The organism is Campylobacter sp. 2352 PW, assembly GCF_024723575.1.
GTDB lineage: Bacteria > Campylobacterota > Campylobacteria > Campylobacterales > Campylobacteraceae > Campylobacter_D.
In genome coordinates, this window is sequence record NZ_JANQCX010000026.1 from 1 (window position 1) to 3,105 (window position 3,105).

The window sequence follows — 3,105 nt, forward strand, 5'->3', positions numbered from 1 at the left end:
CCAATATATCTCATCAAATTAATTTATACAAGTATTCATAACTTTTGAATTAAAGCTCGAAACACAAGTTTTTTTATAACTATCAGTCTCTGCTTCACCTATAACATCTATTTTGGAATCTTTTTTTATAAATTCATCCCCTATCAAACCAAACGGTATTACTCTATAATAAATATAATCAATATTATCATTTTTAGCAGTAGGAATACTTGGTGTTAAATCAGTCCAAGGCAATTCAGGCTCAATAGGAATACTTGGTGTTAAATCAATACCTTCTAAAACAGGTTTATAGGGCGACAACTTATAATCTCCTATTACTAAAAAACTTCCTAGTTTGTTTTGATATTCAATTTTATTTTTTATAGATGATAAATCCAATTGAGATAAAATACTATCTTGTTGTTTTTCTAGTAAAACTATTTTCGAAAGTAGACTATTAAGTACGCTAATATCAATTTGATTATTATTCTTCACATACTCGTTATAATCATTTTCAGCACTTTTTAACTGATTTTGAATTTCACCCAATTCTTTTATAAGTTGTTCAGAATTTACAACAAAATCCTTTAATTCGTTATTTAAAATTTCAGAAATACTTTTTCCTTTTTCAATAATTTTATCAATATTAATTTTAATATTATTAATATAAAAGGATTGAACTCCATTTTTAAATTTATCACTGTCAGCATTATTTAATCCGTTTGTTTGGTAGGCTACTATAAAATCAATACTTTCAACTATTTTCAAAGCCTCTTTCTTGCTATTTGATGTATCTTTAATAAAATATTTTGAAATAAAAGCTACCTTTTCATCCAATGTCATTTCTCTATAATTCTTTTCTGCCAACATTTCCAAAAGGGTATTAATATATATTTTATAATGTTGATTCGTGATATCAGCTAAAATTTCATCTTTTATAGTATCTTCATACAAATCATCCTTATCAAGAGCAACTTCCTCTTTTATAATAGAATCCACATTTGGCAAATTTATATCCACACTAGAAAATTCTGGTTTTTCCGGAAGCTTAACTATAGGCCTTACTATCATACTATCTTTGTTTAAGAAATCATTATATTTTATATACTTATCACCATCATTATAAATATATACATTAATAGCATTTTTCCAAAGGTTTATATCAGAATTAACACCACTAAAATCATTTATGTAATGATAAAGATGTATATTGTTAAATTTTAAATTTACTTGTTTATTATCAAAAGCACTGATAAATTTTCCGCTTGTATTCTTACCATCACTTGCAAAAGACTGTATTTGAGAACCATTTTCGAAAAATAAATAAATATTATTAAAATTTAAATTGATCGAATTAAATATAGAACCACTTTCGATATACCCAATAAAACCTCCAGCATTAGTAAAATCATTTTTTCCATATGCCTGTATATTTTTTATATTATATAAACTTATATTGGAAAAATCACCAGTGCCTTGTCTTTGAATCCAACCTATAAATCCACCGGAATTAACAATCCCTTTTTTATCTTGTTCAAGCTTTCCAACAATCGCATCTATATTTTTTACAGTAATATTTGAAAACGATAAATTATCACTTCTATAGCCTTCTACCTTTCCAATAAAACCACCTACAACAGCACGAGTATTTTCTAAATTATTATTATTTATAGCTTCAATTTTTTCAGCTTCTAAACTAATATTGTTAAAAATTCCTCCATTAGCAAAACCTGCAAATCCTCCAGCATATGCATTACCAACATCATCAATCTCTCCACTTAACAATCCATTATTGTCATTGTTAATACTTTTAATTTTTTTAACACGGATATTGATATTACTAAATTTATTATTTCCAGAATCAATACTACCAACAAATCCACCAGCATAAGTATGACGCAATGTACTGAATGTGGATGTTATATTACTTATATCTAAATTTATATTTGAAAGTTGAGCATAATCAATATTACCAGAAAATCCACCCGTAACAAATCCCCCACTAATTTCTTCAATCCCTCTAATATCAATATTCTCAAAAAAACCTTCCCAAATCTCCCCAGCAAAACCACCTGTATATGTTGCCTTAGTTGTTTTATTATTTATTATTTTATTGATTTGAGAAAGATATATATTTTCAAATTTTCCATTATTTACACTACCAGCAAAACCACCAATATGAGATCTATTGTCTACACTGACGCCACTTAATTCATTTATATTATTGATATTGATTTTATTAAAATTTGCTCCGCTTACATATCCTACAAAACCACCTGTATATAAAACATCGTTTGTTTGCGTAGAAATACTAGCGATATTACTTAGCTCTATATTTTTAAAACTACTACCATTACTTGCATATCCTATAAATCCACCTGTAAATATTGAATTAGATTTAATGGAATTATTATTATAATCAATCTTTATATTTTTAAATTCAGAATTATTAGAATTCCCAAATATACCTACATACTCAGGTATATATTCAAGATTAGTTGTATCTATATTAATATTCTTAAGCGCAAATCCTTGTCCATCAAATGTTTTATTTGAAAAACCATTATCTACTATTATTTCCCAATTCTCATTATAAACATGACTTTTATATCCAACTATCATATTGGTACAACCATATCCATCTATACAATAATTTACATAGTTTTGCCAATCTTTTCCTTCTTCACCTTTACCTTGATTTCCATTAAAGTCTATATCATTAGTAAGTCTATACTCACCAGCTGTATCTCTAAAACCTTCTTTATTTTCATTCCACCCTTTAGCAAAGTGCCACCAATCTAAATCAGAGCCTATACCTACATATTCATATACTTTAAAATTGTTGTTTGAATTGTTAAATTTATTAAATACTTTAAAAGAATTAGGATTATAATAATATCCACTAGCATTTAAATACATAGAACCTTTAAAATTATTACCATCACTTCCTTGTATTTTTAAGCTTTGTAATTGATCTCCATTTATATTACCTACATCTACATAAACTTCATTACCTTGTAAGTTTATTTCATTAGCTGATATTATACCTGTTTGATTTTTCATTTTATCATCCCAACTAGTATCAGCACTTAACATTACTGTATTACCTTGTAAAGTAACGTTTTG

1 protein-coding gene is annotated in these 3,105 nt (G+C 26.6%); it reads right to left on the bottom strand.

Annotation, left to right across the window (positions count from 1 at the left end):
* Nucleotides 1–18 precede the first annotated feature (18 nt).
* Nucleotides 19–3,075 carry a hypothetical protein gene (locus CAMP5121_RS07915; protein WP_337215286.1) on the bottom strand — a complete coding sequence of 1,019 codons (3,057 nt, stop codon included), beginning with the start codon at nucleotides 3,073–3,075 and terminating at the stop codon, nucleotides 19–21.
* Between the last annotated feature and the right edge of the window lie 30 nt (nucleotides 3,076–3,105).

Bases quoted from the DNA above. Each gene is read 5' to 3' on its own strand.
- CAMP5121_RS07915 (WP_337215286.1), bottom strand. From the start codon at position 3,075: ATGTTAAGTGCTGATACTAGTTGGGATGATAAAATGAAAAATCAAACA.